Annotated in this window: 24 protein-coding genes and 1 pseudogene; 9 read left to right on the forward strand and 16 right to left on the reverse strand. The window is 44.2% G+C overall.

Going from position 1 to position 24,258, the window contains the following annotated elements:
* Window positions 1-3: 3 nt before the first annotated feature.
* Window positions 4-1,266 carry a S41 family peptidase gene (locus MFP28_RS11240; RefSeq protein WP_002907566.1) on the reverse strand — a complete coding sequence of 421 codons (1,263 nt, stop codon included), beginning with the start codon at window positions 1,264-1,266 and terminating at the stop codon, window positions 4-6.
* Between the two features lie 3 nt (window positions 1,267-1,269).
* Window positions 1,270-1,851, reverse strand: a complete 582-nt coding sequence (locus MFP28_RS11245) for a DNA-3-methyladenine glycosylase (RefSeq protein WP_032916126.1) — start codon at window positions 1,849-1,851, stop codon at window positions 1,270-1,272.
* A 280-nt stretch (window positions 1,852-2,131) separates the two neighbouring features.
* On the opposite strand from MFP28_RS11245, the gene MFP28_RS11250 reads away from it, so the two are divergent.
* The 3 genes from MFP28_RS11250 to MFP28_RS11260 all read left to right on the forward strand — a co-directional run bounded on the left by MFP28_RS11250 (window position 2,132) and on the right by MFP28_RS11260 (window position 4,299).
* Complete coding sequence (locus tag MFP28_RS11250; protein WP_002907568.1) at window positions 2,132-2,527, forward strand: hypothetical protein; 396 nt, start codon at window positions 2,132-2,134, stop codon at window positions 2,525-2,527.
* 165 nt (window positions 2,528-2,692) lie between these two features.
* Complete coding sequence (locus tag MFP28_RS11255; protein ID WP_002907569.1) at window positions 2,693-3,439, forward strand: DeoR/GlpR family DNA-binding transcription regulator; 747 nt, start codon at window positions 2,693-2,695, stop codon at window positions 3,437-3,439.
* A 32-nt stretch (window positions 3,440-3,471) separates the two neighbouring features.
* Complete coding sequence (locus MFP28_RS11260; RefSeq protein ID WP_002907570.1) at window positions 3,472-4,299, forward strand: Cof-type HAD-IIB family hydrolase; 828 nt, start codon at window positions 3,472-3,474, stop codon at window positions 4,297-4,299.
* 30 nt (window positions 4,300-4,329) lie between these two features.
* Here MFP28_RS11260 and MFP28_RS11265 read toward each other — a convergent pair whose 3' ends face one another.
* The 6 genes from MFP28_RS11265 to MFP28_RS11290 are packed head-to-tail and all read right to left on the reverse strand — an operon-like array spanning window position 4,330 to window position 9,318.
* Window positions 4,330-4,815 carry a hypothetical protein gene (locus MFP28_RS11265; protein WP_002907571.1) on the reverse strand — a complete coding sequence of 162 codons (486 nt, stop codon included), beginning with the start codon at window positions 4,813-4,815 and terminating at the stop codon, window positions 4,330-4,332.
* A gap of 40 nt (window positions 4,816-4,855) precedes the next feature.
* A complete protein-coding gene (dltD, locus tag MFP28_RS11270) occupies window positions 4,856-6,124 on the reverse strand; it encodes a D-alanyl-lipoteichoic acid biosynthesis protein DltD (RefSeq protein WP_002907572.1) in 1,269 nt (422 codons plus the stop codon).
* On the reverse strand, window positions 6,117-6,356 hold the full coding sequence (dltC, locus tag MFP28_RS11275; protein WP_002894204.1) for a D-alanine--poly(phosphoribitol) ligase subunit DltC: 240 nt from the start codon (window positions 6,354-6,356) through the stop codon (window positions 6,117-6,119). Before dltC ends, dltD begins: the two co-directional genes overlap by 8 nt.
* 19 nt (window positions 6,357-6,375) lie before the next feature.
* Window positions 6,376-7,620: a D-alanyl-lipoteichoic acid biosynthesis protein DltB gene (dltB, locus tag MFP28_RS11280; RefSeq protein ID WP_002907573.1), complete on the reverse strand. Its 1,245-nt coding sequence runs from the start codon at window positions 7,618-7,620 to the stop codon at window positions 6,376-6,378.
* On the reverse strand, window positions 7,617-9,167 hold the full coding sequence (gene dltA, locus MFP28_RS11285) for a D-alanine--poly(phosphoribitol) ligase subunit DltA (protein WP_002907575.1): 1,551 nt from the start codon (window positions 9,165-9,167) through the stop codon (window positions 7,617-7,619). The genes dltB and dltA overlap by 4 nt, the downstream gene beginning before the upstream one ends.
* 19 nt (window positions 9,168-9,186) lie before the next feature.
* Entirely contained in the window at window positions 9,187-9,318 is a 132-nt protein-coding gene (locus tag MFP28_RS11290) for a teichoic acid D-Ala incorporation-associated protein DltX (RefSeq protein ID WP_002894209.1), read from the reverse strand.
* A gap of 258 nt (window positions 9,319-9,576) precedes the next feature.
* Between MFP28_RS11290 and MFP28_RS11295 the strand changes: the two genes are divergently transcribed.
* From MFP28_RS11295 to MFP28_RS11310, 4 genes are all read left to right on the forward strand, one after another.
* Window positions 9,577-9,915, forward strand: a complete 339-nt coding sequence (locus MFP28_RS11295; protein WP_002899377.1) for a PadR family transcriptional regulator — start codon at window positions 9,577-9,579, stop codon at window positions 9,913-9,915.
* Window positions 9,890-10,489, forward strand: coding sequence for a DUF1700 domain-containing protein (locus MFP28_RS11300; protein ID WP_002907577.1), 600 nt, complete (start codon window positions 9,890-9,892; stop codon window positions 10,487-10,489). Before MFP28_RS11295 ends, MFP28_RS11300 begins: the two co-directional genes overlap by 26 nt.
* Complete coding sequence (locus MFP28_RS11305; RefSeq protein WP_002907579.1) at window positions 10,482-11,549, forward strand: DUF4097 family beta strand repeat-containing protein; 1,068 nt, start codon at window positions 10,482-10,484, stop codon at window positions 11,547-11,549. Before MFP28_RS11300 ends, MFP28_RS11305 begins: the two co-directional genes overlap by 8 nt.
* Before the next feature lie 145 nt (window positions 11,550-11,694).
* Window positions 11,695-12,648 carry a S66 family peptidase gene (locus MFP28_RS11310; protein ID WP_002907580.1) on the forward strand — a complete coding sequence of 318 codons (954 nt, stop codon included), beginning with the start codon at window positions 11,695-11,697 and terminating at the stop codon, window positions 12,646-12,648.
* 78 nt (window positions 12,649-12,726) lie between these two features.
* Here MFP28_RS11310 and MFP28_RS11315 read toward each other — a convergent pair whose 3' ends face one another.
* From MFP28_RS11315 to MFP28_RS11325, 3 genes and pseudogenes are all read right to left on the reverse strand, one after another.
* Window positions 12,727-13,986, reverse strand: a complete 1,260-nt coding sequence (locus MFP28_RS11315; RefSeq protein ID WP_002907581.1) for a carbohydrate-binding domain-containing protein — start codon at window positions 13,984-13,986, stop codon at window positions 12,727-12,729.
* A gap of 18 nt (window positions 13,987-14,004) precedes the next feature.
* A pseudogene (locus tag MFP28_RS11320) lies at window positions 14,005-14,718 on the reverse strand (VTC domain-containing protein).
* A 189-nt stretch (window positions 14,719-14,907) separates the two neighbouring features.
* Window positions 14,908-17,331 (reverse strand): YhgE/Pip domain-containing protein, encoded by a 2,424-nt coding sequence (locus MFP28_RS11325; RefSeq protein WP_002907586.1) that lies wholly within the window; start codon window positions 17,329-17,331, stop codon window positions 14,908-14,910.
* 373 nt (window positions 17,332-17,704) lie between these two features.
* Here MFP28_RS11325 and MFP28_RS11330 point away from each other — a divergent pair, with 373 nt between their 5' ends.
* Window positions 17,705-18,409 carry a DUF4947 domain-containing protein gene (locus MFP28_RS11330; protein ID WP_002907588.1) on the forward strand — a complete coding sequence of 235 codons (705 nt, stop codon included), beginning with the start codon at window positions 17,705-17,707 and terminating at the stop codon, window positions 18,407-18,409.
* A gap of 232 nt (window positions 18,410-18,641) precedes the next feature.
* Window positions 18,642-19,172 carry a TetR/AcrR family transcriptional regulator gene (locus tag MFP28_RS11335; protein WP_002894223.1) on the forward strand — a complete coding sequence of 177 codons (531 nt, stop codon included), beginning with the start codon at window positions 18,642-18,644 and terminating at the stop codon, window positions 19,170-19,172.
* 103 nt (window positions 19,173-19,275) lie between these two features.
* Here the strand turns inward: MFP28_RS11335 and MFP28_RS11340 are convergent, their stop codons facing one another.
* The 5 genes from MFP28_RS11340 to rpsD all read right to left on the reverse strand — a co-directional run bounded on the left by MFP28_RS11340 (window position 19,276) and on the right by rpsD (window position 24,193).
* The gene (locus MFP28_RS11340; RefSeq protein WP_002907590.1) at window positions 19,276-20,220 is read right to left on the reverse strand and encodes a 3-oxoacyl-[acyl-carrier-protein] synthase III C-terminal domain-containing protein; all 945 of its coding nucleotides are present in this window, start codon (window positions 20,218-20,220) and stop codon (window positions 19,276-19,278) included.
* Window positions 20,221-20,320: 100 nt separating this feature from the next.
* A complete protein-coding gene (locus tag MFP28_RS11345; RefSeq protein WP_002907591.1) occupies window positions 20,321-21,580 on the reverse strand; it encodes a F390 synthetase-related protein in 1,260 nt (419 codons plus the stop codon).
* Window positions 21,549-22,376, reverse strand: a complete 828-nt coding sequence (locus MFP28_RS11350) for an MBL fold metallo-hydrolase (RefSeq protein ID WP_002907592.1) — start codon at window positions 22,374-22,376, stop codon at window positions 21,549-21,551. Before MFP28_RS11350 ends, MFP28_RS11345 begins: the two co-directional genes overlap by 32 nt.
* Window positions 22,351-23,382: an NAD-dependent epimerase/dehydratase family protein gene (locus MFP28_RS11355; RefSeq protein WP_002907593.1), complete on the reverse strand. Its 1,032-nt coding sequence runs from the start codon at window positions 23,380-23,382 to the stop codon at window positions 22,351-22,353. The genes MFP28_RS11350 and MFP28_RS11355 overlap by 26 nt, the downstream gene beginning before the upstream one ends.
* 199 nt (window positions 23,383-23,581) lie before the next feature.
* Window positions 23,582-24,193, reverse strand: coding sequence for a 30S ribosomal protein S4 (gene rpsD, locus MFP28_RS11360; RefSeq protein WP_002899562.1), 612 nt, complete (start codon window positions 24,191-24,193; stop codon window positions 23,582-23,584).
* Window positions 24,194-24,258 lie beyond the last annotated feature (65 nt).

The raw sequence follows: 24,258 nt of genomic DNA on the forward strand, positions 1-24,258 counted from the left end.
ATCCTAAGCGTTTTTGCAATAGTTGAGGCACTCTTCCAGGTCCACATCCCGCTCTAAGTGCTCTGGTGTCCAAGGAATCAAGATATCCGGTTCAACTCCCCTGTCATTCATGCCCTTTCCTTGATCAATTCTAGTGTCACGTGAAGTGGGAAACAGGAGCTCATAGTCACCAAAATCCTTCACGCAGCAATTGGAATAATCTAAAATTCCCATAGTCGGACGCCCTAGGACCGTAACCTTGGGCATCTTTTTCATAGTATCAACAAAATTATCACCTGAAGACCCACAGGTAACATCTGCTAGTACAAAGACTTTTTCAGGTCGAGCTAGGCCTAGGACGTCTGGCAGAAAGTTTTGATTGCTATCCTCATCGCCATAAAGGACATAACCTTTTCCCCGATTCTCTTCCAACTCTTTTAGAAATTCTTTGAGAATCTGGTGAGTTTCTGCTGACAAGTTTGGATCTTCTAGGATATTTTGCATCAGTTGCTGACGCAAATCAACATTTCTATCAGTGTAGAGAATCTCCATCCCATCATCGCTCGGCAAATCTAAGTCACTGAAAGCCTTCCCCTGAGGGAGAGTATATTTGAAAAGTGGATAATAAAGCGAGTCCGTCCCGCCATAATTGACTCGAACATCAATGATTAAATACTTGGCCTGCTCAATTGCTGCCTGACTGTCTGCATATAGCTGACTGATAGCAGCCTCATCCGTAAAATCTTCTAACTTGAGATAAACGATGTCCTCAGAAAGATTGCGCCATTCAAACTGCGGTGACTTATTTGGGTGAGCGGTTGGCTGAACATGCAGTTGCTCTTCCTTGCCATTGCGGACTACTGTAACTTCTCCGGCATGCTCCACAAAATAAGCCCACTCCTTGTGCTGTCGCTCTGGTGTGGAACTGACAAAATAATCCTTGTGCTCTTGATAAACCTGAGGCAAGGCTTTCCCATCCAAGGCTAGAATCTGGTCTCCACGTTTCAGCCCCGTGTCACTATTTGCCTGCAGGACGCAGAGGCTGTCTTGGTAGTATCTTAGCTTAAATCCGAGCGGTTGCGTTTCCTTAAGCCCAAACCAAACATGAGACAAAATCCCAAAACTGGCTATATAACAATGCATCTGGTAAAGAAAGTCCTCTTGGCTCATCTGGTCTGTGATACGCACTCGATATTCCTCGGGATTTGCACCCATGATGTCTTTCTTTGTAGAGGAATCCTCTCGCATAATTTCTACGACTTGCTCAAAAATCTCTGTTTTCTTCATCTTTTACTCCTTCTTCCAAGTGTCCTCATCATCCAGCAGGCCTCGCTTGGGCACTTTTGAGACATGACGATTGCCGGCCACATAAAAGCCTAAGGGCTCCTCCCGCCAGGCATCTGTGCAGGTCACGCCAATCCGCGAACGGCTGGCAATCTGATTGGGAGTCAGATCATGGGCTAATTGCAGACTGGAAGTCGCTAAACTCTGTCCATCAAAGCGCTTATCAATCCCAGCATACTTGGTTAACTTGCCGGGGCCGTTAGCTAAAAGTCGGCCATCCGGCAGCTCCAAGGCTCGAATCAGTACGGCTTCAGCAACATTTTCAGCCTTGGTCACCAGATTCAGCATCTGATGGCCATGAATCTGATAGACATACCAGTGACCAGCTGACAGATACATGGATTCATTCTTAGGGGAGCGGCGCCCTCCAGCAGAATGACAGGCACTATCCTGACCTCCTAGATAGGCTTCTGTTTCGACAATTCGGCCTAGCTTCTGGCCATTTAGAATCAATTGCATACCTAGCAAAGCTCGCGCTGCTGCAACTGTGTCTGTCTCGATTAGTTTATGAAAATCTCTTGATAACATAGGTTGATTATAGCATGATTTCTCCATTTACAGAGGAAAAGAAATGTTGCAAAAATGTTATTTTTCTCCTTCTCACGGACAAGAATTGTGTTACAAAACAATTACATGCTGAATAAGCAGGAAATCGTGGAAAAGCTTATAAAGTCTATGTCTTTTCTAATTATTTTGCATATATTTTGTAACATTTTTATTAACAGAGTATGTTATTTATGTATCAATCCGGTTTTTCATTGCTTCAAATGAAATATTTGTTTAATATTATACTAGAAGGAGGGGTAAGATGAAAAAATTATCTAAAATTTCTTTATTTTTATTACCACTAATTGCACTTTTCTTTTTGGCGGCTTGCGGAAATTCTGCGGATAAGAAGACTGAAGAAAGCTCAAGTTCCAGCTCAAGCGTATCTTCTTCATCTAAAGCTAAGACAAGCTCTAGCAGCACATCTGAAGAAAGCGGTAGTGCCAAAGTCAACGTAAACGGCGGTGATACCAGCGTTAATGTAAATGGTGATGACGAAAGCGGCGATGCTTCTGTTGAAACTAACGGAGACGGTAGTGCTAACGTACAAACTGACAACGCTGGTGTTAGCGTAAATGAAGATGGCGTTCATGTTCAAGGCGGCGGCGTTGATGTTAAGGTCGGCAGCGATGGATCTGTCAATATCCAAACACCTTAATTGAAAAACATATTTCGATTATTATAATTCATGAAAACCGAGATTTGCTCGGTTTTTTGATTTTCTCCAATGTATTTTTTTAAAAAACTTATAAATAATTAAAAAGACTTGTAAAAACTTATTTCTTGTGTTATACTCTATTTAGAAAAGCAAGGAGGGCCAAGTATGTACCAAGAACAACGCTTAGCTGAAATCTTAGAGCTCTTGGCTAAGAAAAAACAGCTGTCAGCCAAGGATATGATTGAGCATTTTCAGGTTTCTAAAGATACTATTCGGCGAGATTTTTCAATTTTAAGCGAGCGTAGGCTTGTGCAGCGCACCCACGGAGGTATTATCCCGCTGGATACTAGCCGGCAAATCCCCTCCTTTAACGACCGCATCAACCAACTAAGTCAAGAAAAAAAGGCTATTGCTCAGAAGGCTCATGACTTTCTCAAGCCGGAGCAGATTGCTTTCTTTGATGTCTCAACCATCGTTCTCCATCTGGCTCAGCGCATCAAGGAGCCTATGACAATCTATTCCCATTCTCTGGATAATGCAATCATGCTGAGCAGTCAGGACAAAGTGGACTTTCACCTCTTAGGCGGGAAATTTTATCCCAAAAACCGATTCTACTACGCGCTCAATGAAGCAGAGCTGTTGCAGCAAATTTCCTTTGACATTGCCTTTATAGGGGCAGCCAGTGTCTCTGACGGTCTGGTCAGTTTTGAAGACGAGGCTGATGCTCACCTGAAAAGACTGGCTTTAAAGCACACCAAGACTAAAATCCTGCTGGCTGAGCAAGACAAATGGCAGAAAGAGTCCAAGTACATCCTAGGCCCTGTCAGCGGCTTTGACTACTGGATTACGGACCAAGAGCCCAGCCCTGAAGTCCAAGAATTAATCGGAGACAAGATTAAAATAATTTATTAAATCGATCCATTAGACACATAGGAGGACGACCCATGACAAAACAAGCGATTCGCCTGATTATCAGCGACATTGACGGCACCATTTTGGATGACCAGCATCAAGTAGATCCTAAACTCAAGGACATGATTCCCCTGCTAAGCCGAGAAAAAATCCCTTTCGTTCTCGCTTCTGCTCGCTCTCCTCTAGGCATGGAGCCGATTGCGCGTGAGCTGGGACTGGGAGATAATCCGTTAGCCTGCTACAATGGCGCTCTGGTCATCAAGGGTGACCCGCAAGCTTACGAGACCATTATCGAGCACCCTCTAGACAAGAAAGAGATCCGCACTTTTCTAGAACTGGTCAAGGCTGAATTTCCTAGCGTGTCCATCAATCTCTACTCTGGCAAGGATTGGATTGCTGATCGTCTGGATAAATGGGTGCAGATAGAGGCAGAGATTACAGGTGAGCAGCCGATAATTCAGAATGTACTAATGCCAGTGCTGGATGTTCTAATGCCTGCTCACAAGTTACTCCTCATTGATGAAGCGCCTGTCATCCAGAAACTTTACGGCTACCTGCAGACTTTAGACTTTCCCAAGACAGCCTTCTACCTTTCTAAGGACAACTACATGGAAGTCACGGCCAAGCATGTCTCCAAGGAGCAAGCCTTATACGAAATTGCCCAGCACTATCAAGTGCCTCTAGAGCAGGTCATGACAATCGGAGACAACTTCAATGACCTTCCTATGCTGCGCTTGGCTGGACTTGGAGTCGCTATGGGCAATGCCCCCGAAGCAGTCAAAACCGAGGCAAAAGCCGTTACCAAAAGCAACAATGAGCACGGGGTCGCGGAAGCTGTAGAAAAGTATGTTTTGATATAACCTAAAAAATCTGCCCTTGAGCAGATTTTTTTATTGATGATAGTCATAAGCCAGGCGAGGGCTGCCATCAGCCACATAAATAATGCCGCACTCCCTAAAGCCGTAGTTCAGGACAGCAGCCTGCATAGGCTGATTGTCCGTATGGGTATCGATTCGCAAGTAGGGAATCTGCTGGCAGCAAAAATCAAAGACCTGACGGGATAACCCTCTGACTTGCCCGTTCGAGGCGATGCGGTGAATGGTGCCGTAAGGCTCCACAAAATGCCAGGCTCCCTTTTCGATGACCTGATAGGTCGGGTCTTCTCCAATGATAAAAGCAAAGGTGCCGACCAGCTGCCCTTCTTCCTCGACAACAAAGGAATGGCCAGCCACAATATCTTCCTCAATCAAACTCGCGCTAGGATAGCCTCCATCCCACTGAGTCGGATTGCCCTGGTCTTTCATGAACTGACGGGCCACATCATAAATCGCCATAATGGCTGGGATATCTTCTATTTGGGACAAACGAATCTTCATCTTTCCTCCTTTATAAAAATAAGGCTGGAAAGTCCCAACCTTATTTGAATTCTTCTGGTTTGCCAGTATACTGAGACCATTCCTTGCTGAAGAAGCGGTCATTGATCTGGTAGTTTGGCGCCGGCTGTGGATTGGCTACAAAAGGATCAACCGCCTTATCAAAGGCCAGCCAGCCATTCCAGCCCATGTGAATAGTGTCCTGCATGAAGTAAGGCTTATCGCCGTCCTTAGAAAAATCAGCAATGTTGGTAAAACCCTGACTTTCCAGCTGGTAACGAATCTTAGCCACTGTTCGCTGGTACATTTCTGGACTGAGTCCTGTATACTCCATCCACTTAGAATTGACCGGTGGAATGATGAAGATGACATTGGTCTTTGACTTGGCGAACTGGTCCAGAACCAGCTGCAAGTCGTTGTACTCAGGAGATTTTTCATAAGATTGCTTGGTTTGAAAACCTCTGAGCTTGGCAACCTTGCCGGCCAGACGGGTCTTGTAAAATTGATTGTCTATGCCGAATTGATTGTTATTGGTCTTCTTCTTGGCTTCTGCTGTAGCAATCTCTTCCAAAGCCTGATAGGAGAAGGTGTCTGGCAAATCAGCCATATAAGGCAAAATTCGCTGGTCATAGTTTTCATTATTGAGGGCAGCAAAGTTGCTAAAAAAAGCATCTTGGCGCTCATTAAGATGAGCCATCATCTCAATATGACGCTCTTCAAAGCTGCTCAGCTTTTTCCCTTCAGACAGCTTCTGCACGCTCTCTGCCATAGCAACATCTGGATAGAGCTGCAGGAGGCGCTGGGCTGCATATTGCGCCGCCGCATCTCCTTGCTGCTGAGACAGATAGGCCGTCAGCTGATCACTGTTAAAGTACTGCTGAAAGGCCGAAGCATCATAGCCAGTCTTGGTAAACCACTGGGGCGACACTACATAGACCGCCGTTTGCCCCTCCAACTCAGAGGACATCTGCTGCATACCAAAGTACTGATTAAATGATGCCGCCCCGCGCTGGCCTAGAAAATAAGGCCGGTAGGAGCGATCGTATTTCTCAGCCAGCACTGCCGGATGCATGCTATCAAAGCGCAGCCATTCGCTAGATCCAAAGAAGGGCACAAAGCGCATCTTCTTATCGGTCAAGGCTGTCACTTTCTTACTGCGGCTTTTGAAGTTTTCTGCTGTCAGGGTCACTGCTGAGCGCTTCTCTGCTTCTATATCATGCTTTTTATCAAGCGGATAGAAGAAAAAGAGCAGGGCAACCATGGCCATAGCGCAGAAAACCGGCCCCAGAATCAGCCAGAGTCGCTTAAGCATTGCGAAGCTCCGTTACGCCTTCAACGATTTTATTGGCTGTGTTCCAGTCATCGCGGCCAAACTCTGACACTGGCACGCGAATGTCAAAACGGTTTTCCAACTCAACAATCAGCTCGACCGTTCCCATACTGTCTAGGACACCCGCATCAAACAAATCCTCGTCCATCATGTCTGACACATCTTCCATAAATAGTTCTTCAATAATTTCAATTACTTCTGCTTTTATATCCATTTTTCTTCCTCATTCATTTTTATTTTTTAAACCAAAGCTCATTTAAAAATCCAGAAAAGATTAAAAATGAGAACATGACTGCGTGAAAGGTCACCACAATCCCCAAAGCTTGGGTCCATTTATTGTCTGGCAGAGGCGGAAGCCCCTTAGCCTTGCGCTCTTTGTTTAGCGTTTTCTTCTTGCGCAGCCAGGCATCATTGACGACCAGACCAGCTCCATGAAAGAGACCGTAAGCGATATAGTACCAGGTCACTCCATGCCAGAAGCCCATAATCAACATGTTAATCAGATAGGCCACACTAGAGGTCGTGTTGCGGTTTTTAAAGACCTTGTTGCGCATGAGCACCATGACTAGCCGCATAAAGACAAAGTCACGGAACCAGAAGGACAGGCTCATGTGCCAGCGATTCCAGAATTCTTTCAAATCTCGAGAGAGAAAAGGCTTATCAAAGTTGATAGGGCTCTTGATTCCCATGAGATTAGAAATAGCTAGCGCAAACATCGAATAACCGGCAAAGTCAAAGAAGAGATCCAGACCAAAGACATACATGACGCCCAGAGTTCCCAGATTAAAGAAACCGCCGGTATAGAGAGCGTAGGTCTTGACATGCCCCAGCAAGAGATGTCCAAAGATATGTGCTAGGATAAACTTATAAAGGAAGCCTAGCATGATATACTTGACAGACTGCTCCAGCATATCCAGCAGCTCATCTCGCTCAGGAATGTTCAAATAGTCTTCATTGAAACGCTTAAAACGGTCAATGGGGCCACTCGAAAAGGTCGGCATGAAGAGCAGAAATCGCAGGAACTCCCAGAGCGTGAATTCTGTCAGAACTCCATCGCGCATTTCAATCATCATCCCTACCGAACGAAAGGTCAGATAGGAAATCCCCAAAAAGCCAAAGAGAGACTGATGACCGCTGATTGCGGGCTCTACCTTGACAAGCACAAGCGGCAGAACCGCTAGCAAGGTATGCAGATAAAAGATCCACTTGTTGTCCCGCGACCGGCGATAGAGCTTGTATGAATAAACCCAAACTATCTGCCAGATGACATAGCCCAGTAAAGCACAAAGCTGCGCCAGACTGGGACCTGTCAGCATCAGGACGATAAAGACCAAACTGACCAAGGCTTCATAAAGGGGGAAGCGTTTCTTAAAGAAAAGTCCGACAAAGATTGGCAGAACTGCCAGAACGATATAAACAAAGTAAACTGGATTGCCGTAGGGTTCCAAGTGAGGCAGCTGTTTCAAGAAATCCATCATCGCTTATTGACCTCGCTAATCAGCCCCTTGATGTCAATCTTGCCATTTGGAGTCAGAGGCAGGGTCTCTCGATAGAGGAACTTAGACGGCATCATGTAGGACATCATGATATCCTGCAGATCTTCCTTGATTGCCTTGGTAATATCGATTTCCCGCTCAAACTGCTCAGCCACACCGTCTTTGAGGATGACGTAGGCAAGCAGATTTTGGACCTTTTGGTCCTTATTGTAGCGGGGCACAGCCACTGCAGATTCAACGTATTTCGATTTGTTGAGGTTTTGAGACACATCCTCCAGCTCAATACGGAAACCATTAAACTTGATCTGGAAGTCCATCCGGCCGCCGTAGAGCAGCAAGCCTTCATCTGTCATCGATCCGACATCTCCTGTATGATAGGCTGGCAGACCTTCAAATTCAAAGAAGGCCTCCGCTGTCTTCTCAGGATTATTCAGATAGCCTTTGGATACGGCTGGCCCACAGACGATGATTTCTCCCTGCTGGCCATTCGGTACTTTCTGCCCTTCTTCGTCAATGACAAAGGTCGGAGAGTCCGCCTTGGTATACCCAATCGGTAGGCGCTTGTAATTTTGCAGCATCTCATCTGTCACTGCTACTGCAGACAGGGCCACTGTTGCCTCAGTCGGACCATAGGCATTGATAATGCGAGCTTGAGGGAAGCGATCGCGCAGCTTCTGAGCTGTCTTGACTGTCAACTCCTCGCCATCAAAATAGAAATGTGTCAGCTGAGGCAGCTTCTGGCTGTTAAAGTCATCCGACAGCAAGGCCATGTCCGCAAAGGAAGGTGTCGAAGTCCAGATAGCAATAGGCAGACTGAGAATCGTCTCAAACAGCTGCTTGAAATCCTGAGTCACAGCCGAAGGCAGGGCAAAAAGAGTTCCTCCCAAGGCCAAAGTCGGCGCCCAGTACATGACTGACAAGTCAAAAGAATAAGGCGGCTGAGCCAACATTTGAGGACGCTCCGGAGTCGCAAACTCCTTATCTGTAATCATCCAATTCGTAAAGCTGAGCAGATTATTGTGGGAAATCTGCACTCCCTTAGGCTTGCCAGTTGTCCCTGATGTGAAAATAATATAGTAGTTGTCATCTCCCTGCACCGGATAGCTAAGCTCATAGGACGCTCCCTCTCTGAAGGCTGTATGAACTTGCTCCGCACTAAAAATAGGAGTTGCCACATCTACCAGCGGAAAATCATTGATGGCAATAATCAAGCTAGGCTCAGCAACTTCCACAATCGCTGCCACGCGCTCCAAGGCTGAATGGCTGTCGATAGGAATGTAGGCATGACCAGACTTGGTCAAGGCCACAAAAGTAGCCAGCATTTCGTATTCCTGACCGCCAAAGACCACAACCGGAGACTTGTCAGGAAGTCCCAAACGGTCAATCTGAGCCGCCAACGAATCGGAATCCTTCTTTAAATCGCCATAAGTATGAACTTGACCTAAAATATCATAGACCGGAAAATCCGGCTGTACCTGAGCAAAATGCTCAATCGCTTCAATCATATCATGTATCACTTTATTTGACATTATTTCCTACTCTCTCACATTAAAATTCATTATAGATAAAGCCACCCTGACCCTGACCCAGATAGCTAAAGAAATAAAGCAAGGCCAGAAAGATAACAAAATATAGTAGGGTTTGGCCCAAAAACTTATATAGGGTTTGATGTTTTTTCATTGATCTCTCTTATATTTTTAGTTAGACTTACACCATTTTACCATTTTATGGAAGATGTTTTCAACACAAAAGCTAAGGAAGATGTAAAGTTCTTGTAAGGAAGAAAGGTACTTTGATGTTCCTTATAAACAGCCATTAAAAGACTTTTTAAAAAAATATATAAAAATTTTATATATTTTGCTTGACTTTTTCCCTAAGAGGTTGTAGACTATATATAGAAAGATTATATATAAATATTTTACACAAGGAGGTGGTCCTATGTCTTTCCCCACATCATCGGCTTTGATTGAGTTTCTCATCTTAGCCATCCTTGAAAAAGACGATTCCTACGGTTATGAAATCAGCCAGACAATCAAGCTGATTGCCAATATCAAAGAATCAACACTTTACCCTATTCTGAAGAAGCTGGAGCAAAATGACTGCCTCACGACTTATTCGCAGGAGTACCAAGGACGAAAACGAAAATACTATTCACTCACTGCCTACGGGCATGAACATTTACTCACTCTAAAAGAAGAGTGGCAAACTTATACCATGACCATCAGCGGTATCATAGAAGGGAGCATCCGTCATGACAAGAACCGAGTATCTAGCTGATCTAGAAAAATATCTGAAAAAACTGCCACGCAAGGACTACCAGGAAGCTATGGATTACTTCACTGAGTACTTCGACGAGGTAGGCCCAGAGGGCGAGGCGGCTGCTATTGCTGAGCTTGGTAGCCCTAAGGAAGCGGCCCACGAGATTATGTTGAATCTTTTGGACAAAAAAGTCGAGGAAGATAATCAAGACAGCAGTTCCTCAAAAAACACTAAGAACATCGTCCAGATTGCTATCCTATCCATTTTGGCAGCACCTTTGGCTATTCCGCTCTTTATAGTAGCAGCACTTTTGACTTTCGTTTTCTTCCTCTTCGTCTTTATCTTTGCTCTAGTCATGGCTATAGGTGCCTTTGCCTTCTTTATCTTCGGAATCAGCCTGATCTGGGACACTTTGACAGTGGGACTGACAACATCGATCCCGGCCTTCCTGTTCACTCTGGGGCTCAGTGTTCTAGCTCTGGGACTGTCCGGCATCTTCTACGCAGGCATTTCTCCTGTTACTCAGTTTGGCAAGGCTGGCTTTGTCAAACTAGCTCAACTTTTCGCAAAGAAGGGAGCACGTCATGGCTAACATCAAATTGAAAAAACCTCTTTTATCCGCAGCTATTTTAGCCTGCCTCTTTGGTGGAGCCCTGACAACTATCGGCTCCATTACAGGCGGTGTCAACGACTTGATCAATTCTGCCAAAAGCAAGGTAAAACTAACGAAAAAAGAAGAAAGTTTCTCTGATCTTTCTTCCCTAAATATTAATTTAGCAGCTAGAAACCTCGTCATCAGCGAATCTCCTAATGACAAGGCTCACTTGACCTATTACCAAAGAGACGGCAACTATCAGATTGGCGGCAGCATGCTTGGAAAAATAACAACAAGTTCTGAAAATGGAAACTTAAACATCAAGGAAGATGGTGCAGACTCCTTCCACATAAGCACTGACATCCGCTCCTTCCACATAAGCACTGGCATCCGCTCCTTACTCAGCTTATTTGACCAAGAATCTCAGGAGAAGCGTACTGTGGAGCTTTCCCTGCCCAAGGGGACCAAGCTTGAGACATTCAGCGGCAGTTCGTCATTAGGAGATGTTACGCTGTCCAATCTATCAGCCAAAAATGCTGACTTCTCTCTATCTCAGGGCTCGTTGACTGTGAATGATGGCCAATTCGCATCTGGTAAATTTAAGAACTCTCTGGGAGAGATTACCATCAATAACAGTCAGATTAGCTCTGGAAAAATCATTGATTCTTCGGGTACCATCACTCTGAGCAACAGCCAGTTCGCATCTGGCGAAATATCAAACTCTCTGGGAGAGGTCAATCTAAACTCGAGCAAAATCTCCGACAGCACTCTGAAAATCTCAAGCGGCTCACTGAACTCTGAACAGTTGGAATTAGCTGGTACAATCTCTATCACTAATCAACTGGGCGATATTAATCTGCATCTGGTTTCTGGCAGTTTGTCGCAGCTATCCTTTGATCTGAAAACGGATCTAGGTGAAATTGACATCCCTAGTAGTATAAGTGTAGAGCACTCCAAAGGCCATGAACTTGGCGGCTCTGCCATCCGTAAAGTCGAAAATCCGACAACTACACTTACTGCCAGCGTCGAAAGCGGTAGCATTAAGCTCAGCGAATAAATCATAGAAAAGAATATATACAATCAGGGAGTCTTCAGCGGCTCCCTTTTTTTGATAAAAATTCCCGCACTGCCCTAAGATTGCTTTACAGGCCTTGGCCTTTGTGCTATGATATTCTATAAAAATTTATCATAAGGAGGTCCCTATGAAAAAACTCACACCTGGTATGCACATTCGGGTCGTTAGCCCCTCAGCGTCAATCGAACACATCGGTGGCTTTGAGGCCAATCTAGCCGCCAAGGAGCGCTTGGAAAAACTAGGATTTACCGTGTCTTTTTCGGAGCATTATCTAGAAAATGATATGCTAGACTCTGCCTCCATCGAAAGCCGGGTGGCAGACATCCATGCTGCCTTCGCAGATGAGTCCGTTGATGCTATTCTGGCCACTATCGGCGGTTTCAACTGCAATGAGCTCCTGCCCTATCTGGACTTTGAGTTGATTGCTAGAAATCCTAAGATTTTCTGCGGCTACTCAGACACAACAGCCTTGCTCAGCGCTATTTATAGCAAGACCGGCATGAAAACCTACATGGGACCGTCCTACTCTAGCTTTAAGATGGATGCCTTGCAGGACTATCAGACTGAGAGCTGGCTCAAGGCCGTCAGCCAGACTTCTTATGAATTGACTCCTAGTGAAAAATGGGGCGACAATGCTTGGTATCTGCCCGATGCCCCACTAACCTTCCATGAAACGAAGTGGAAAGTTTATCATCACGGACAAGCCCAAGCCACTGTTATCGGCGGTAATCTTTCCACCTTCTCGCTCCTACGTGGTACGCCCTATGCCCCAACAGATGAAAACTATGTCCTCTTTGTTGAAGAGGCGGAGGAAGATCATTATGTGGAGTTTGAGCGCAATTTAGCTGCCCTCCTTCAGGCCTATCCTAACCCGCAGGCCCTTCTCATCGGCCGCTTTCCAAAAGAATGTCAGATGACAGAGGAACTGCTCCTCTATATCTTGGATAAACATCCTATTCTAAAGACAATTCCTGTCCTCTATGACTTGGACTTTGCTCATACTCAGCCACTCTTTACCATCACCATCGGTGCTCAAGTGACGGTGGATACGGAAAAATTATCTATCAGAATTGATGAATAGCAAGAATCCTCATTCCAGCTGGAATGAGGATTCTTCTTTTTCATTAGGCACTATTTCATTGTTATCTCATCGGCTTTTTTATCGTCCACCAAAACCGCCTTGGCCGCCTGGGGCACCGCCACCACCAGGTCCACCAGCGCCAGGTCCATCTGCCGTGATTTCTGTTCGGCTCTCACCATTGACCGTGATGGTACCTCCAGTGTAGGTAGCTGTTCCGTCAAAGTCAAAGGCAGATACCGTAGAAGTAATATCCAAGTTTCCTCCTGACATAATGACATCGCCGTTGGAGTCGATAGCATCGGTATCGCCTTCACCGACCTCGACCTTGATATCGCCATCGGTAATCTTGATAAAGATATCAGCGCCAGTTACGTCACTAGCTGCATTGATACCATCGTCTGTCGCATAAAGGTCCAGCTTGCCGCCATTAATGGTGACATTGGTTCCTTCCAGAGCTTCTACACTCTTAGAAACTGTAATCGTTCCACCATCAATCAAAGCGATATTGCTAGCGTGTAGACCATCATCACCAGCATTAATCATGATGGTGCCGGACTGGATATAGAGATTCCCCAGAGAAGTATCTTCATCATTGTCTGCGTGGATAGCATCTTCTGTCGCTGTGATGTCAATAGTAGCATCCTTGATATTAATGGCTGAAGCTGCTGACAGACCATTCTTAGCTGCCTTGAGCGTATAAGTGCCACCTGTCACCCGCAAGGTCTGCTCAGACTTAATCGCTGTTTCATACTTGCCATCAACTGTCAGACTTCCAGAACCATTGAGAGTCAGGTCAGAGTTACTATAGATAGCTGCATCTGCATCCGTATTACTATGATTTGATGAATCTGAGATTGTGTTTTGGCTGCCATCAGCCAGAGTCAGGCTTGTTTTACCCGCATTTTCTACTAGGATAGCTGCGTCTGTCCCGCTCATGGTTACGCCATTTAGGACGATTTGAACCTTGTCGCTATCACCTGCTTTGACAACAATTTGCACATTTTCACTCGTTCCGGAAACGACATAAGTTCCAGCCTTTGAGATTGTCACAGTCGAGCCGGAGACACTAGCACCGTCACCAGAAGTCTTAGCACTAGATCCACTCAGGCTGATGGTCGTCGCCTTAGACTCATCATAAGAAGCGTCTGAGTCCTCTGAGGCAAAGTAATCAGAAGTATTGGTTTTAGTCTGACTGGTGCTTGTAGCATTAGCAGCCTGGGTAGTGCTTGAAGTTGTAGAACTGCTGGCGTTTGCGCTGCATGCTCCTAGCACTGCTGTCATCAAGACCAGTGGAATCATCAATTTAATTTTTTTAAGGGTTGATTTTGATTGTTTCATTTTCTTTTCCTATCTATTTTATTTACTGCTGATACAGTTTGCCTTTTTATAGGCAAAGCCGTATTTGGAGAAAGAGCTTGGAGACAGCTGGTAGCGATCCATAATCTCGCTCAGCCATAGCGGACAGGTTTCTGGAATCTTAACTTCCATGATAACGTGATTGGCTGGCAGGAGGTAATCTCCATGGCGACCAGCCAAGAGACTCAAATCATAAGGACGGTAGGTCAGGTCGTGATCAAAGGTAATCCTAATCCGCTCATCCTCAATCCCCTTCATCGAATAACGATTGTAGCCGATATACATCATAGGCTGAATATGACCAAAATGCTGGGTCAATCAGACCATTTCCTTATCTATCTGAAGGTCAGTCAGCTGACTGTAATCACCGTCCAGATAGGCTTCTGCCGTCAGCAAATCTGCTGCAAGACGGCGTTTGGTGACCAGATTCTCCGTCTTTTTCTTGATTTCCAAAAAGACTTGACTATCCTCGGTCGGATACTCTTGATAGGTCCGCAAACGCACCTTCTCATCAAAGTAAGGATTTTCCAAAGACTCACGAATAAGCTGATAGGATGGCGTATCGTAGTAGAGATTGTTAATGGTCGAATAAGCTCGCTCATCCTCCACCAGATAGCCTTCAAACTCTAGCAATAGATCCAGCAAAGTTTCCTTGGAAATGATGTATTTGGTTTCAAAGCGCTGAAAATGATGTTGAAAATTTTTTTCTGCCATGGGCTTCTCACCTCTCTATCTTTCTTGAATGTAATGCAATTTTAAAGATGAAAACTTAAAAGAAAGATAAAGAAAACTTAAAGAAAACAAAACATCTCCCTTTTCAGGAGATGTTGATGAGATAAAAACTAAAAGAATTACAGATAGACTTTTCATCTACATTTTTACACATTCATAAAAGTACGAACCCTAAGCTAGCTGTTTTTTATCTGTTCGATAGACCAGAGTGCCAAGTGCCATGAAAAGAACTAAAACAAAAGCAAGGAAGAGTACCTGACTACCAATTTGGCCGTTCATAGAAATCGTTTGGCGTAAGCCCGATACAGAATAGCTCATTGGCAGCCAAGGGTTGATAACTTGGAAAATCTTACTAGTCAGCTCCAATGGATAAGTTCCTGCACTAGAAGCCAGCTGTAAAAGCAAAAGAATCAGAGAAGCAAAGGCGCCGAGCTTGCTATCCCAAGTAACCAAAGCTGTCACAAGAGCCATAAAGGTCATGCTGGCTAGGACAATCAAACCAAGGGTTGCCCACTCATGGTTAGCAGATAGGCCTATCAAGTGCACAGCACCATAGACCAAAACACCCGCCACAACAGAAATGACTCCATTTACCTCTATACGGGCCTTCAACCAGTCTCGTCTCGTCTTAGGTTCTTGACCCGATGGAAGTGTGCTAAAGATGATATTGGTTGAAATAGCTGCCACAAATAAAGCTACTGAAATCATATAAGGCGCCATCCCAATGCCATTTTTTTCTACCTTATTCTCATCTGTCTTGCTCAGTGTCAGAGGATCTGCCAGAGTTTTTGCATTGTCTTCCTTAGTAGAAACAGTCGACAATTTATCGCCTGCATCTGAGAGGCCATTGGACAAATCGCTCGTTCCCACAGTAAGTTTAGAGAGATTATCTGTTAAAGCACTGCTGCCATCAGCCAGCTTTTCTGTACCGCTCGCTAATTGATTGGTTCCATCTGCTAATTTCTCGAAACTAGAGGTCAATTCTGGCGATTTATCTGTTAATTGGGCTGCCCCGTTTGCTAATTTTGTTGTATTTGCTAGCAAATCAGAGTTCTTACTTGCCAAAGCTGATGTCCCCTCAGATAGCCGACCGACTGCATTGGTATAACTTGTCACCCCTTGTTCCAATTGTGTCGCGCCAGTCGTTAGTTTCTCATTTAGGGTGTCTACACCTGCGACTAGTTGATTGGCTCCTCCGCTTGCTGAACCGAGGCCAGTACTTACTGTTGATAAGCCATTATAAAGGCCATTGATCATGCTAGCTGCCTGTGGCAGAACTTGATTTGATGCACTTTCTAATTGACTTAGTTTTGTTTGACTAGCGCCTTTTATCGTTTCAAGAGAAGCCCTCATCGTATCGATTTCTGATAAAATCGTCTGAGCAGATTGATCACTTCCCGCTTGACTAGCACCAACTGCTGCATCAATCTCAGCCTTAGCCTCACTAGAAAGCCCTTGATAAGAGCTCGTAGCTTGAACACTTGCCAAAGCTGCGGCCTTGGCATCTTGATTATTATTGATAATGGCTTGAGCGGATGCTGCTATGCTAGTCAGTGAAGCCTCAATGCTGTCTGTCGAAACAGCTGAGTCACTTGCTGCAGCTTGAATACTAGCATTCAACTGTGTCAAACCATTTGCTAAATCACTCACATTTTGCTGGTTGTTAGCTAAGGTGGTATCTACCGATGACTTTAATGTAGCCAAGCCCGTATTCAGATTCGTTACACCTATTGATAAGGCCTGAACTCCATCTCCTGACTGAGTAAGCTGTTGGACTCCACCCAATAAGTCTGCTGATCGACCCGACAGCTGATTTGCACCTGCGGCCACGGTACTTACACCATTAGCATAAGTGTTTATCCCATTTGACAAACTACCCAGTCCAGACGATACTTGTGCAACACTCCCAGTATAAGTCTGTAGTCCTGTGTTAAATTGAGCTGCACCGGATGATAATTTGCTCGTAGCTTGATTCAAAGTTCTTAAATTATTTGCAATTGTCTGACTGCCTGAGCCTAGTTGTTGGCTGCCAGATGCTAATTGCTGAGCACCATCAGATGCCTTAACCAAGCCAGTTTTTAGATCTCCCATATTCTTAAATATGGCGCTTGTATAAGTATCCGTCACATTTTGCGCCACCGTCTGCTTCAAAGAAGCCATGGCTGAATCACTCATCTTACCAGCAATAAAACTGTGGCCGCTAGACGTTTGATAGTCAATCTTCATTTGCTGAGGATTATCAGTCAAAATACTGGCTGCACGTTCAGATAAATCACTTGGAAGCGTCACAACCATGTAGTAATCACCCTTTTCCAGACCATTTTGAGCATCTTCTTTGCTGACGAAGTGAAAATCCAGATTTTTATTTTCCTTGAGGCTGGAAACAACATCCTCGCCTATAGACAAGGTCTTACCACTAGCAGTTACAGCTTTATCCTGATTGACGACCGCCACTGGCAAGTCTGAAACCTTTCCATATGGATCCCACATGGAGCTTAAGAAAATAACGTTATACAAGGCTGGAATCATAGAGACTCCTAACATCACAATGATAAAAGCCGGCTTTTTTAAAATAGCTTTCCATTCTCTTAACATATCTACCTCCTAAAATTATACACAGTGTCCAAATTTCAATAAAATTGATTATACACCAATCGAAGATTATTACAAGTTTATTCTTTAAAAATTGGACACCGTGTCTAATTTTGTTTAAAAAGATTGTAGGGAAGCGGAATAAGTTCGCCCTACTGTCTTTAATCTCTGAACAATCTGTAAATAAAAAGTATTTTCCCATAGGTAGGTACACAGAAAATCAGCATTATGTTAGAATGATAAGCGAGGTAAATGGAGTCAAGCATCGAGATCTTAACTTGACGGTACGGTTCCATGTGAAACACTGCTGCCAGCAGATGCCTCACATCACAATAGCTCAAGTCAGATTGAGCATAGTAAAGAAAGGTTTAAGACAATGAAAAAAAGAACACCATTTAGCTTATTTGCTCTAGTTGCAGCACTATTTCTGCTGTCAGCCTGCCGTTTCCTTGTACCATCTAACTCAGAATCAACCACTCGCTCTTCTAATTCAGATAAATCAGGAAAAAAAGTTAGTTTAAAGGATTCCTCAAGCTCATCAAAGCAATCTTCCAAAAGCAAAAGCAGCTCCTCTAGCAGCAGTAGTTCTTCCAGAAGTTCTAGTAAAGAAAATAGTAGTTCTAGTAAGGATATAGAAAAAACCACAGATGGTCTTCCAGAAGATGCCGATCATGCTAAGAAAGATAAGATTTATGCGACTGGCGATGCCAAGGTTTATTACCAATCCTATGAATCTGGCGGTTTTGAAGCTCAAATTCCTGAATTTAAAGGATATACCCAAGAAAAAGTTAAAAGTATTCTCGGCGAACCAGAAAAAATAAGCACCGATCTCGCTTCTGAATATGAAGCCTTCCAAAACAAAGAATTAGAAAATCTTAAAAGACTGGTTCAGGAGCAAAAAATAAGTACCGAACAAGCGCGTGCTTTCTTAGCGGGTGTAGTTGACATTGCTCAAGCATCAAGATTACAAAATACCTACACAATTTACTCTTATAAAAATGAACAAATTTCTATTATCTTCTCACAGGAAGGCGAGCTACTTTATGTCACTCCTGACCCTGACTACCTCTACTTTAAATAATGTTCATAACAAAAGCCGAGACTTTACTTTAAGCCTCGGCTTTATTATTTTACCAGTCGACTAAGCCTAATCAGATAAAATTTTGTCTATCTATGCTTAATTCCGGAATTTAACTCTTTTCCACTGGAAAAACATTTGATATAATAGTACACGGAGAAAAAGAAAAAGTAGTTTGCTATGATAGTTATTAGCTTGAAGAGCAGACTGAGGCTTAGCCTCAAAGGGAGATTTTATGTTAGAAAGCAATAAACGCCGAAAAACCAAGGCTATTATTGAAAGAGCCATGGTTTCACTACTGCATAAGCAGTCCTTCGACCATATCACTACTGTCCAGTTAGCTCAAGCTGCTGGCATCAGCCGTAGTAGTTTTTATACTCACTACAAGGACAAGTACGATATGATTGAACGTTATCAGCAAAACCTCTTTCATCAGTTGGGATATATTTTTGAGAATAATCAAGAAGATGTTCAAACTGCGATTACAGAGGTCTTTCAGTTCCTTCAGCTAGAGCCACTCTTGGCTGCTCTTTTGACAGAAAACGGCACGAAAGAGATTCAAAATTTCCTGCGCCATAAGCTGCAGGTGATGCTGGCGGATAGTCTGCAGGACCGTTTTAGTAGACGTGTTTACAATCATTTTGAAAAAGAATACAGCAGGGTCTTTCTTGCCAATGCCTTCTTTGGTGTCTGCCAAATGTGGATTGCTAGAGGAAAAAAAGAAAGTCCTGAACAAATAGCAGAATTTCTTTTGAAAATGCTGTAAGAAGTTGCTGGAACCCAATGGGTTCCAGCTCTTTTCATATTTTGAAAAATTAAACAGAGTGTACAAAACCTCTTTTGGTTCTGTACACCCTATTTTTCTTATATTATAGTTTCATAGCCAGCATATTGACCGTCATACCAGCTGCTGTTCCCATCAGAGCGATGGTGTCCCCTTCCTTGACTAGATTACGCTCCAGAGCATAGCAGAGAGAAAAGGGCACTGCTACTGATACCATATTCCCATAGTCTTGCACAATATTGAGGTATTTATCATCAGGAATACCCAAGCTGCGCATGACCATTGGCAGGGCACGACTCGCCTGATGCGGAATGATATAATCCAAGTCAGATAGACTGAGGCCACTCTTTTCTTTAAATTCTTTAAACATTTCCGGAATTTTTCTGGCAGAGAGCAAGAGTATCTTCTTACCATTCATGTCAAACATGTAGTGAGTCTTGGTAGCATCCGAATACTCCTTAGGCTGAAAAGATGTCAAACCACCGCGAATCTCTGTATCATGAGCTCCCTCAGACCACGTCCGCTGCAGACTGGAGATGACCCCTCTTTCTTCCTCTGTTGCTTCAAAAATCAAAGCTGCTGCTCCGTCACTGAACAACTCAAAACTTTCTTTCTGATTGGGATTAAGCCCTAAGCTTCCAACCTCACTAGATACGATGAGGATCCTATGATACTCACCAGCCTCCAACAAATGAGACATGAGACTCAAAGCAGAGATAAAACTGGTGCAGGTCGTATTGATATCCATGGCTGGAATGGACAAGCCCTTGGCTACCAACTCATGAATCAGGGCCGCAGTGCAGGGAATAGGCTGAACGCCCACCGCACTGGCTGACACGATACAATCGATGTCTTTGATTGTCAAACCCGCTTGCTCTAAGGCTTTTTCAATCGCCTTAACCGCCATGGAAAGCTGGGTTTCTTCATTTTCCACCACCCGATAACGGGTCTGATCATTAAAAGTCACAGTATTTCTAGGTAGATGCGTACCGTAACCAACAATCTTTATATGATTCTTTACTGCTGTCATATTAAACTCCTTCTTGTCAGACTTGGGGCTTCTCGGCAGCTGGGTAAACTGCCAAAGCGCTTCAGCCTCTGATTCATATATTTTTCCACTGGGGGCATTCTTAAGCCCGATAGATACGTTTCAACTTACGGCTTCTGTCCCGCTGATAATTTTCAAAAGAAATAGCAGGCATAAGAAGGTCTTTATCAGTCGCTAAGTTTTGAAATTGCTGGACAATCTCGTCTTCTCGCTGCTGACTATGATGTTCGATAGCAATGGTCAGCGAATGGTCCTGCTTCTGAGCTACTTGGTATTCTCCAATCCCATCAACCAAGAGCAGACAACGGCGAATAAAGTCTGGAAAGACCTCCACCGACTGACCTGCAGCATTTTCAAAAATGAAAATATCATCTGAGCGCCCCTCAATCCTGTCAATCCGTGTAAAGACCGAACCGCAAGGGCAAGGTTCAGGATTTTCCACCAAGATATCATTCAGCTCATATTGAAAAATTGGCTGAGAAGTCCGCTTAAAATCCGTAATAATTGGATAAAAGCGCCTCTCATCCAGGTAGCGCTTATCTACATGGACAATATCTTCGTTTAGATGAAGATTGCCGTAGGCACAGCTGCAGGCTAAAAAGCCCTCGGTCGCTTGGTAGACCTGATCCACTATTTTCAGACCAAAACCTGCTTGAATCCTCTGCCGATCTGGCTCTTCCAAAATCTCTGCCACCGACACGACTTTGCTAGGGGCAATCTGCAAATTTCCTGCCTGGACTTGTTCTGCCAGCTCCAAGAGCATTGATGCTGGCGCTACCAAAATCGTTGGCTGGTAAGCATTCAAACGCTCTACATGCTCTTCGGCTCCCTGAAAAGTATCAAAATACTCCAGAGAAATCAAGCCTGAATTGGCAGTCTGATAGAGTTGGTTATCTGCCCGAAGAAAGAAGGCTATTTTATGTCCAAAGAGTTCGCCTTTAGGCAGCATCTTGGCCAAGATGGCTGCCGCCCACATACTGCGCTCCTTTTCAGTGGTGACAAATAAACCTCGGTGACCAGATGTTCCTGAAGACAGGCCGACAGCAATTTCTCCTATCATGGGGCTGAAATCACGTGTCCGCTCGCTCTCCAGAGCCAAGGCTAGTAACTCATCACGATCCAGCCCCTGAGTATTGAGCTCATTGAAATGCTCCATCATAAAGGCCTTATTCATCTTAAAATCTGCTGGAATGCCTGATTTGAAATAAGGCGATTCCTGCTGTAGAAATTCCCGATAAGCTGCTAAAGCCTTGACTTGATAGCGTTCCAATGCCTGTCGATCTTTAAATCGATACCCCCAGCGCATGACGCTAAAGGTTTTTAGAAATGTTCCTAGTTTCATACAAAATCTGCTCCGCTCTCTCAGCCGGATCATGACTGACTAGCACCTGATAGCCAACAGCAAGCAACTGCCGCAGCAAAGACACACCGGCCATGTATTCTTCCTTGCTATCCTGGATCAGTGACGGCAAGAAACGCATCTGCTCCGTGTACGGCAACAGATCCACGCCCCAGCACAAATCAGCTCCGATAAACAGATGATAATCTGGCAAAAAGAGACAAGCTTGACCAGCGGCATGTCCATCAACTGAGGCCAGATATATACTGCCATCCCCAAACAAGTCGACTGTCTTGCGATAGAGGAATGCTTCTTGCACCTGCTGAGGTTCCACTACTTCCAACCGACTCTCAAAATCCTGCGGAAGAAATTCCTTGAAAATCAAATCCTTCAGTTTGGCATGCTGATACGTTTTGAAGACGGTTTTGGTCAGAATGAAGCGAGCCTTGGGAAAGAAAGCGGCTCCGCCGATGTGATCTGGATGCAAGTGCGACAAGATGACATAAGAAATATCTTCTGGCGCAATTCCTTTTTGCTCAAGCAGACGATCTACACGCTCCTCTTCTGACATATCAACAGGCGTTCCCAGACCATAAAGCCAGTATTTAAAATTGGGCTTCAGAATAGCTGGAGAATAGCCAGTGTCGTAGAGAATATAGCCTTTTTCACGATGCTTCAAGAGGAAAACACCAGCTGGAAAAATCATTTTTTTCTTGGCAACTCCCTTAAACATCTGCTGCAAGTGACTGCTGCAGCGCCCAGGGTGAAGATACTCAATTTTCTCGATAATGTTGGACATATTTTGCAATCCCTTCACTGATTGTCAACTTGGGTTGATAGCCCAAATCTCTTACTGCTGCTGATATATCCAGCGTTTGACTGTAACGCATTAAGTAATAAGTGTAAAGAGTCAGAGGAGGCTCTTTTTCAATGTTAAAAAAGCGATAAAAGCTTTCAAAGCCCTGTGCCAGAAGACCTAGAAAAGCAGCAGGCAACTTAACATAACGTTTACGAACCTGTAAACCTTCCAAAGCTTCATCCAGCATATCCTTGAAACTACGGGATTCTCCGTTGGTAATGTTGTAAACTTGTCCTTGCGCTTCTGGAATTTCCAAAGCCAGACGAACAGCCAAGGCCACATTTTCCACACAAGTCATGTCCATCATTTGCTGACCATTTCTTATGAGTGGAATCGCCAGTTTTTGGCTTAAGCGCAGAATCCTAGGAAAGATACTGGTATCCCCAATACCAAAAAGCCCTCTTGGACGCAAGATAACCGATGGAACTTGAGGATAACTTCGGACAATCCGCTCAGCCATGAGCTTGCTTTTGATATAAAAATTCAGCTCATTCTCCTGAGGAGCAGCCTCTTCTTTAATAGCAAGTTGATCACGCGCAGCAGCATAAACACTTGGGGAGGAAATATAGACCAGTCTTTGCATTCCAAAATGCCGGCAGGCTTCCATAACCAACTTGGTTCCTACTACATTGGTCTGATAAAACTGCTCCCATGGTCCCCAAATCGTTGAGAGAGCACCAGCGTGCACCACTGCATCCACTCCTTCGCAGGCTGCAAAAATTTCTTCTTCTCTGGTAAAATCACCAGCAAAAAACTCTACTAAAGGACCTTCTAACTGCCGACCAGCCTTCAGATTACGACCAAAAGCTCGCACCTGATAGCCTTGTTCAGCCAGCTCTTCAACAACATACTTTCCTAGAAAGCCAGTCGCTCCTGTCACTAGAACCTTCATCGCTACTCCTTTCATACAATTTTCTGTTTGTGTCTTGTCCCCATTATACACCATTTCAGCAAATCTTCCGTAAAAAAGCTGGAAAAAATCTTTACAGAGTGTCTCACCTGATTGGATAGGAGCAGAAAGAAATCAGATAATTTCCAAATACAGCTATCTCAAGCCATTGACATTTTTTTGTAGGAATTAGCTCTATTATTTCATTGAAAATATAAAAAAGAAGCCGGGAAACCGACTTCTGAACAAATACAAATTAAAGCATTTTGTTGTAGAATTCAACGATAAGTGCTTCGTTGATTTCTGGGTTGATTTCATCGCGCTCTGGAAGGCGAGTCAATGAACCTTCTAATTTTTCAGCATCGAATGATACGAATGCTGGACGTCCAAGAGTTGCTTCAACAGCTTCAAGGATTGCAGGCACTTTCAATGATTTCTCACGAACTGAGATTACTTGACCTGGAGTTACGCGGTATGATGGGATATCAACGCGTTTGCCGTCAACAAGGATGTGACCGTGGTTTACGAATTGACGAGCTTGACGACGAGTAGTCGCAAGACCAAGACGGTAAACAACGTTATCCAAGCGACGCTCCAAGAGAAGCATGAAGTTGAAACCAAGGATTCCTTCTTTGATTTTTGAAGCTTGAACAAACAAGTTACGGAATTGTTTTTCACCTACACCGTAAGTGAAACGAAGTTTTTGCTTTTCAGCCAATTGCAAACCGTATTCTGACAATTTGCTGCGGTTGTTTGGTCCATGTTGACCAGGTACATAGTTACGGCGAGCCAATTCTTTACCTGTACCAGTAAGAGAAAGACCCAAACGACGAGCTTGTTTCCAAGATGGTCCTGTATAACGTGACATAAAAATGTCCTCCTGTAAAATATTTTCGAGGAAATAGTCACTTAGAAAGCCCTGATTCGTGCAGA

Origin of the sequence: Streptococcus sanguinis, from assembly GCF_050234405.1 — a bacterium.
Taxonomy (GTDB): domain Bacteria; phylum Bacillota; class Bacilli; order Lactobacillales; family Streptococcaceae; genus Streptococcus; species Streptococcus sanguinis_W.

Coding starts and splice junctions, on each gene's coding strand:
- MFP28_RS11325 (WP_002907586.1), bottom strand. CDS start 17,331: ATGTTAAGAGAATGGAAAGCTATTTTAAAAAAGCCGGCTTTTATCATT.
- MFP28_RS11335 (WP_002894223.1), top strand. CDS start 18,642: ATGTTAGAAAGCAATAAACGCCGAAAAACCAAGGCTATTATTGAAAGA.
- dltB (WP_002907573.1), bottom strand. CDS start 7,620: ATGATGGATTTCTTGAAACAGCTGCCTCACTTGGAACCCTACGGCAAT.
- MFP28_RS11295 (WP_002899377.1), top strand. CDS start 9,577: ATGTCTTTCCCCACATCATCGGCTTTGATTGAGTTTCTCATCTTAGCC.
- MFP28_RS11255 (WP_002907569.1), top strand. CDS start 2,693: ATGTACCAAGAACAACGCTTAGCTGAAATCTTAGAGCTCTTGGCTAAG.
- MFP28_RS11330 (WP_002907588.1), top strand. CDS start 17,705: ATGAAAAAAAGAACACCATTTAGCTTATTTGCTCTAGTTGCAGCACTA.
- MFP28_RS11240 (WP_002907566.1), bottom strand. CDS start 1,266: ATGAAGAAAACAGAGATTTTTGAGCAAGTCGTAGAAATTATGCGAGAG.
- MFP28_RS11250 (WP_002907568.1), top strand. CDS start 2,132: ATGAAAAAATTATCTAAAATTTCTTTATTTTTATTACCACTAATTGCA.
- MFP28_RS11345 (WP_002907591.1), bottom strand. CDS start 21,580: ATGAAACTAGGAACATTTCTAAAAACCTTTAGCGTCATGCGCTGGGGG.
- MFP28_RS11305 (WP_002907579.1), top strand. CDS start 10,482: ATGGCTAACATCAAATTGAAAAAACCTCTTTTATCCGCAGCTATTTTA.
- MFP28_RS11340 (WP_002907590.1), bottom strand. CDS start 20,220: ATGACAGCAGTAAAGAATCATATAAAGATTGTTGGTTACGGTACGCAT.
- dltA (WP_002907575.1), bottom strand. CDS start 9,167: ATGTCAAATAAAGTGATACATGATATGATTGAAGCGATTGAGCATTTT.
- MFP28_RS11245 (WP_032916126.1), bottom strand. CDS start 1,851: ATGTTATCAAGAGATTTTCATAAACTAATCGAGACAGACACAGTTGCA.
- dltD (WP_002907572.1), bottom strand. CDS start 6,124: ATGCTTAAGCGACTCTGGCTGATTCTGGGGCCGGTTTTCTGCGCTATG.
- MFP28_RS11265 (WP_002907571.1), bottom strand. CDS start 4,815: ATGAAGATTCGTTTGTCCCAAATAGAAGATATCCCAGCCATTATGGCG.
- rpsD (WP_002899562.1), bottom strand. CDS start 24,193: ATGTCACGTTATACAGGACCATCTTGGAAACAAGCTCGTCGTTTGGGT.
- MFP28_RS11310 (WP_002907580.1), top strand. CDS start 11,695: ATGAAAAAACTCACACCTGGTATGCACATTCGGGTCGTTAGCCCCTCA.
- dltC (WP_002894204.1), bottom strand. CDS start 6,356: ATGGATATAAAAGCAGAAGTAATTGAAATTATTGAAGAACTATTTATG.
- MFP28_RS11300 (WP_002907577.1), top strand. CDS start 9,890: ATGACAAGAACCGAGTATCTAGCTGATCTAGAAAAATATCTGAAAAAA.
- MFP28_RS11260 (WP_002907570.1), top strand. CDS start 3,472: ATGACAAAACAAGCGATTCGCCTGATTATCAGCGACATTGACGGCACC.
- MFP28_RS11315 (WP_002907581.1), bottom strand. CDS start 13,986: ATGAAACAATCAAAATCAACCCTTAAAAAAATTAAATTGATGATTCCA.
- MFP28_RS11290 (WP_002894209.1), bottom strand. CDS start 9,318: ATGAAAAAACATCAAACCCTATATAAGTTTTTGGGCCAAACCCTACTA.
- MFP28_RS11355 (WP_002907593.1), bottom strand. CDS start 23,382: ATGGTGTATAATGGGGACAAGACACAAACAGAAAATTGTATGAAAGGA.
- MFP28_RS11350 (WP_002907592.1), bottom strand. CDS start 22,376: ATGTCCAACATTATCGAGAAAATTGAGTATCTTCACCCTGGGCGCTGC.